This is a genomic window from Bradyrhizobium sp. P2_E8, assembly GCF_056403875.1.
On record NZ_JBFUES010000545.1, the window covers coordinates 1 to 5,666 of the forward strand.

Genomic DNA, 5,666 nt, shown 5'->3' on the forward strand with positions numbered 1-5,666 from the left:
CACCAGATCCTTCGCCGCATCGATGAAGTCAGGCAGCAGGCCGGCCGCGCCCTTCAGCACCACCTTCTCCGGCGAGGCGCCCCTCACCACGCGATAGAGCACCGGAAATGGCCAGGTCGAGCCGTTGCCCATGTCGCCGGGAATGCGGGGAAAACGCGCTTCCAGCATCAGGATCCCGAGCGGCGCGCCATAGATGGCCTTGCCGCCACGGGCGATGCGGGAAGACGAGCTGGCAGAAGTGGTCATGGTGCGACCTCAGAGGAAGCGGGTGGGCGAAAACGGCGCGAGCGGAATCTCGGGCTGCTTGCCGCTCAGGAGCTGGGCGACGAGACGGCCGGTGCGGGCCGAGCCGACCAGGCCGACATGGCCGTGGCCGAAAGCATAGACGATGTCGCGCGAGACGCGCGCGTAACCGATGCAGGGACGTCCGTCCGGCATGCTGGGCCGATGACCGAACCAGGTCTTGATGCGCGAGGCCGGAATGTCCTTCGGCAGCTTTGGGAACATGCTGAAGAGATGGTCGCGCAGGATCTCGGCGCGCTTCCAGTTGGGCGCGGCCTCGAGGCCGGCGATCTCGACGGTGCCGGCGGCGCGCAGCCCCTTGTCGGTCCAGTTCACCACCATCTTGGCATCCGATGCCATGATCGAGCTGCGCGGACCCGATTCCGGATTCTCGATCATGACGTGATAGCCGCGCTCGGTCTCGAGCGGCAGGGAATCGCCGACGGACGCGGTGATCTGCTTCGATCGGGCGCCGGCGGCGATCACCGCTGCATCGCAAGCAATCTCACCAGTCTCGGTGAGAACAGCCACGAGCTTGTCGCCGGAAAGCTTCAGCCCCGTCGCCTTGGCGCGCACGAGCTTGGCACCGCTCGCCAGCGCGTGAGCGGAGCGTCCTTCAGCAGGTCGCGGAGCGCAAAGGCGGTCTTCTCGACGCGCGCCTCGGTCCAGCCCGAGAGCAGGTACTTGATCAGCCAGGGCAAGGCCTTCGGCAAGTACGACCAGCGGATCGCGAGCGGGCCGAGCGGGTCCATCAGATAGAACGGCACCTTCTTCCAGATGCCAGGTTCGGCCGGCGGGATCACCGAATGCGAGGAGAGCCAGCCGGCATTGCCGTAGCTCGCCGCCTGTTCGCCACCGGGCTCGCCCGCGTCGATCAGCGTGACGCGATGGCCCTCGCGCAGCGCCTCGATGGCGCTGATCACGCCGACCGCGCCGGCTCCGATGATGACGACGTGGCGGCCTTCGGGCATCGCTTACGCCTTCACCGACGGCACAAAATCCTTGCCGACCGAGATTGCGCGCGGATCGATGATGCAATGGAGGATCGACGGCTTGCCCGACGCGAGTGCGCGCTCGAATGCCGGCGCAAACTCCTCGGTGCGCTCGACACGTTCGCCATGGCCGCCGAACGCCTTGGCGTACATCGCAAAGTCCGGGTTCTTGAGCTGGGTGCCGACGACGCGGCCGGGATAGTCGCGCTCCTGGTGCATGCGGATGGTACCGTATTGCGAATTGTCGACGACGATGACGACGAGCGGCGCGTCGTACTGCACGGCGGTCGCGAATTCCTGGCCGTTCATCAGGAAGCAGCCGTCGCCGGCAAAAGCGACGACGGTGCGATCCGGATATTGCCGTTTTGCGAGCACAGCCGCCGGCACGCCGTACCCCATAGAGCCCGRGGTCGGGGCGAGCTGGGACGCAAAGCTGTGGAAGCGATGGTGGCGATGGATCCAGCCGGCATAATTGCCGGCGCCGTTGCAGACGATCGCGTCCTTCGGCAGCCGCTCGCGCAGCCAGGTCATGACCTGGCCGTACTGGAACGTGCCCGGCAGTTCGCGTGCCTTCTCGGTCCAGGCGAGGTAATCGGCATGCGCCTTGGCGGCCTCGCCCTTCCAGGCAACCGCGCCGGAGGGCTTCAGCGTCTCGACGGCCGCGGCGAACGCGGCGGGCGTCGCCTGGATCGCCAGCGCCGGCTGATAGACGCGGCCGAGCTCCTCGGAGCCCGGATGCACGTGGATCAGCTTCTGCTGCGGGGTGGGAATGTCGAGCAGCGTGTAGGACGAGGACGGCATCTCCGACATGCGGCCGCCGATCAGCAGAACGACATCGGCGCCATCGATGCGTGCCTTCAGGCCCGGGCTCGGCCCGATGCCGAGATCGCCGGCGTAATGCGAATGGTCGGCGTCGATCAGCGAGGCCCGGCGGAACGAGGTCGCCACCGGCAGGTCGAACCGCTCGGCAAAGCGCGCGATGCTCCTGGTCGCCTCATCGGTCCAGCGCGAGCCGCCGAGAATGACGAGCGGCGCCTTGGCACTCGCGAGCATGGCGCCGACGCGCTCGATATCCGATGGCGCGGGCCAGCTTACCGCCGGCTCGATTCGCATGGCATCGGCGACGGCGGCGGTCTCGGTCAGCATGTTCTCCGGCAGCGAGATCACCACGGGACCCGGACGGCCCTGCATGGCGACGCGGAAGGCGCGCGCGACCAGCTCCGGAATGCGGTCGGGGCGATCGATCTCGACCGCCCATTTCGTCATGGTGCCGAACACCGCCTTGTAGTCGAGCTCCTGGAACGCCTCGCGCTCGCGCATGCCGGTGTCGACCTGGCCGACGAACAGGATCATCGGCGTCGAATCCTGCATCGCGATGTGGACGCCATGGCTGGCATTGGTCGCGCCGGGGCCGCGGGTGACGAAGCAGACGCCCGGCCGGCCCGTGAGCTTGCCATAGGCCTCTGCCATCATCGCGGCGCCGCCTTCGGCGCGGCAGATCATGACGTCGATCGGGCTGTCATGCAGCGCGTCGAGCGCCGCCAGATAGCTCTCGCCCGGCACACAGGTGACGCGCTCGACGCCCTGGGCGACGAGCTGATCGATCAGGATCTGGCCCCCGGTGCGGGTGTTACGAATGGTCATGACGGCTCCCTGCAGGCTTTGGCGATGCGCTCGAGCGCGTCGCGAAAATTTCGTTCGGAGGTGGCGTAGGACAGGCCAACAGGAGGTGCAAGATCGAAAGGCTTCCAGCTCCCTGCGCAGGCGTCATGCCCGCCCCTGCCGTTTGCACTACCGCCCATTCGCCATGATGCGGCGGCAGTGATCGAGCGCCGCGCCGATCAGGTTGTCGCTCGCCWCCGGCGTGCGGAACGCCGAATGCGCCGACAGCGTCACGTTCGGCAGTTTTGTCAGCGGATGGCCCGGGGGCAGCGGCTCGACGGTGAAGACGTCGAGGCCGGCATGGGCGATGTGGCCGGAGCGCAGCGCATCACACATCGCATCCTCGTCGACCACGGCGCCGCGCGCCGTGTTGATCAGGAGGGCGCCGGGACGCATCTGCGCGATGCGCTCGCGCGACAGAAACCCCTTGGTCTCGTCGTTGAGGAGCAGATGCAGCGAGACGACGTGGCTGTCCGCGAGAAGCTTCTCCAGGGAGACGAATTCGACGCCGGCGTGCGTCTTCGGCGATCTGTTCCAGGCAATCACCTTCATGCCGCAGCCGAGCGCCATGCGCGCGGCTTCCGCCGCGATGCCGCCGAAGCCGATCAGGCCGAGCGTCTTGCCGGTGAGCTGCAGCGCGTCGCGGCGCAGCCAATTGCCCTCACGCATGCCGCGATCCATCTCTCCGAAGCTCTTTGCCGAGGCCCACATCAGGGCGATCGCGCATTCGGCGACGGCCGTGTCGCCATAGCCCTTGATGGTGTGAACGGAGATGCCGCGCTGGCCAAGCTCTTCCGGATTCATGTAGCTGCGCGCGCCGGTGCCGAGGAAGACGACGTGCTTCAAGGCAGGACATTTCGCGGCAATCGCCGTCGGCACCGCGGTATGGTCGACGATCATGATCTCCACGCCGTCAAGAAGGCCTGGCAGGTCGCCCGGAGTGATTGCGGGGTTGCGATTGATGCCGACCGGAAGGCTGTCCGCGCGCAGCAGTTTCTCGGTGACCGCGGCAAGGGTGTCATTGGCATCGACGAAGAGAGCGCGCACGGGCCTGTCTTTCCTGTCCAATTTAAAATACCGTATTGCATTTTAGTCTGAATACAGAAATAGTCCAGACGCCGGGTTCGAATGTCCAAAAGCGACTGCCCAGGAGAACTGCCATGAATCGCAGGGATGCACTCACCACTGTCGCCCTCGCCGGAGCCGCGATCGCCGCAACCGGTTCGGCCAAAGCCGACACCGCGCCGGGCTCGACGCTCGAACGGATCAAGAAGAGCGGTGTGCTGCGGATCGCCGTGATCGCCGGCCAGGATCCCTACTTCCACAAGGACCTCACAACCAATCAATGGTCGGGCGCCTGCATCGACATGGCGAACGACATCGCCGGCAAGCTCGGTGCCAAGGTCGAGACGCTGGAATCGACTTGGGGCAACCAGATCCTGGATCTCCAGGCCGAGAAGATCGACCTTGCCTTCGCCGTGAACCCGACACCGGAGCGCTCACTGGTCATCGACTTTTCCACCCCCATCCTGGTGCACTCCTTCACCGTCATCACCAAGAAGGGTTTTGCCAAGCCGCAAACCTGGGCGGAGCTGAACAAGCCCGAGGTCAAGATCGCCGTCGACATCGGCTCGACCCACGAGACGATCGCGCGCCGCTATTGCCCGAAGGCGACGATCCTCGGCTTCAAGGAGCGCAACGAGGCGATCCTCGCGGTCGCCACCGGACGCGCGGACTGCAACATTTCGCTGGCGGTGCTTTCGGTCGCGACCTTGAAGAAGAACCCGACGCTCGGTGAGCTCGCGGTGCCACGTCCGCTGCTCACGCTGCCGACCAACATGGGCATCCGCGCCGAAAGCGACCGGCGCTACAAGGACTTCCTCAGCGCCTGGGCCGACTACAACCGCTCGCTGGGCCAGACCCGCGAATGGATGTTGAAGGGTTTCGAAGCCGTCGGTCTCGGCGCGGACGACATTCCCGGCGAAGTGCAGTTCTGACGGCTTCGTCGTTCGGGTTGCCGCGCTCCCGGTTTCCGTGGAAACTGGCGGGAGAAACCGTGATGCTCGAGCGCATGCCGCCCCCATCGAAGCGCACCAACGACCCCGAGCGCACCAAGCGCGACATCCTCGAAGTGGCGATGGCCGAATTCGCCTCGGAGGGCTATTCCGGCGCCCGCGTCGATGCGATCGCGGCGCGAACGCGCACGTCGAAGCGGATGATCTATTACTATTTCGGCGGCAAGGAGCAGCTCTACCTCGCGGTTCTGGAGGAGGCCTATCGCAGCATCCGCGCGCTCGAGGATCAGCTCGACATCGAAAGCTGCGAGGCGCGCGAGGGATTGCGCCGGCTGATCGAGGCGACCTTCGACCATGACGAGCGCAATCCGAACTTCATCCGCCTCGTCTCAATCGAGAACATCCATCACGGCAAGCACCTGAAGCAGAACCTGCAACTGCGCCAGCTCAACGCCAGCGTGATCGCGACGCTCGACGGCATCCTCAGGCGCGGCCGCACTGAGGGCGTCTTCCGCGACGACGTCGACGCCATCGACCTGCACCTGGCCATCAGCTCCTACTGCTTCTTCCGCGTCGCCAACCGCCACACCTTCGGCGCCCTGTTCGACCGCGACCTCAGCGAGCCCAGGGTGCTTGCGAAGAGCCGGACGCAGATCGTGGAGATGATTTTGGCGTGGCTGGCGGCGAAGGCCTAGCGACCTCCACACACGCGCTG

The 5,666-nt window shown here is 66.0% G+C and carries 4 protein-coding genes and 2 pseudogenes; 2 read left to right on the top strand and 4 right to left on the bottom strand.

The features are described from left to right. The 4 genes and pseudogenes from AC1D00_RS26015 to AC1D00_RS26030 all read right to left on the bottom strand — a co-directional run. A pseudogene (locus tag AC1D00_RS26015) lies at positions 1-246 on the bottom strand (aspartate/glutamate racemase family protein); the annotation flags it as partial. A gap of 9 nt (positions 247-255) precedes the next feature. Continuing rightward, positions 256-1,253: pseudogene (locus tag AC1D00_RS26020) on the bottom strand (NAD(P)/FAD-dependent oxidoreductase). Between the two features lie 3 nt (positions 1,254-1,256). Then, a complete protein-coding gene (locus tag AC1D00_RS26025; protein ID WP_477012619.1) occupies positions 1,257-2,918 on the bottom strand; it encodes a thiamine pyrophosphate-binding protein in 1,662 nt (553 codons plus the stop codon). A 147-nt stretch (positions 2,919-3,065) separates the two neighbouring features. After that, on the bottom strand, positions 3,066-3,983 hold the full coding sequence (locus AC1D00_RS26030; protein ID WP_477012620.1) for an NAD(P)-dependent oxidoreductase: 918 nt from the start codon (positions 3,981-3,983) through the stop codon (positions 3,066-3,068). A gap of 113 nt (positions 3,984-4,096) precedes the next feature. On the opposite strand from AC1D00_RS26030, the gene AC1D00_RS26035 reads away from it, so the two are divergent. Beyond that, a complete protein-coding gene (locus tag AC1D00_RS26035; RefSeq protein WP_011089555.1) occupies positions 4,097-4,933 on the top strand; it encodes a transporter substrate-binding domain-containing protein in 837 nt (278 codons plus the stop codon). A gap of 62 nt (positions 4,934-4,995) precedes the next feature. Then, complete coding sequence (locus tag AC1D00_RS26040; RefSeq protein ID WP_404553450.1) at positions 4,996-5,646, top strand: TetR family transcriptional regulator; 651 nt, start codon at positions 4,996-4,998, stop codon at positions 5,644-5,646. Positions 5,647-5,666: the final 20 nt, after the last annotated feature.

Bases quoted from the DNA above. Each gene is read 5' to 3' on its own strand.
- AC1D00_RS26040 (WP_404553450.1), top strand. From the start codon at position 4,996: ATGCTCGAGCGCATGCCGCCCCCATCGAAGCGCACCAACGACCCCGAG.
- AC1D00_RS26035 (WP_011089555.1), top strand. From the start codon at position 4,097: ATGAATCGCAGGGATGCACTCACCACTGTCGCCCTCGCCGGAGCCGCG.